This is a genomic window from Parasedimentitalea nitratireducens (genome assembly GCF_057444295.1).
Map to the genome: position 1 here is coordinate 1 of NZ_JBYAXC010000046.1, position 590 is coordinate 590.

General features: G+C 52.2%; 1 protein-coding gene. It reads left to right on the plus strand.

Translation table 11 applies throughout. The annotated features are described in order from the left end of the window. The coding region (locus AC2T28_RS24945) for a helix-turn-helix domain-containing protein (RefSeq protein WP_486751301.1) at positions 1-590 on the plus strand (590 nt) is incomplete at both ends.

A 590-nucleotide genomic window follows, 5' to 3' on the forward strand; every position in this document is an offset into this window, starting at 1 on the left:
GGAACAAACGCTCGAACTCCGCTTGCTCAAAAAAAGCATGTTCGACGGTGGGGGCGACCACGAATGAGGTATCCTGCTTCTGAGAAACTGGAGATCATTCGGTTGGTCGAAGGATCACATATGTCAGCACGCCTGACACTGGCCAAACTCGGCATTCCCCGCACCACATTCTACCGTTGGTATGATCGTTATTTGCAACGTGGCGAGGCTGGCCTACAGGATCAATCTCCCAAGCCAAAGCATGTCTGGAACCGTATCCCTGACGAGGTGCGGCGCAAGGTTGTCGAACTGGCGTTACAGGAAACGGAACTGTCACCAAGGGAGCTGGCGGTTACTTTCACCGATCAGGAAAGCTATTTTGTATCAGAGGCTTCAACATATCGGATACTCAAAGCCCATGACCTGATCACCAGCCCGGCCTTCATCGTGATCAAGGCGGCAAGCGAGTTCAAAGACAAAACCACTGCCATCAACCAACTCTGGCAGACCGACTTTACCTATCTCAAGGTTCTCGGCTGGGGGTGGTTCTATCTCAGCACCATCCTCGACGATTACAGCCGCTACATCATCTCGTGGAAACTCTGCACAAA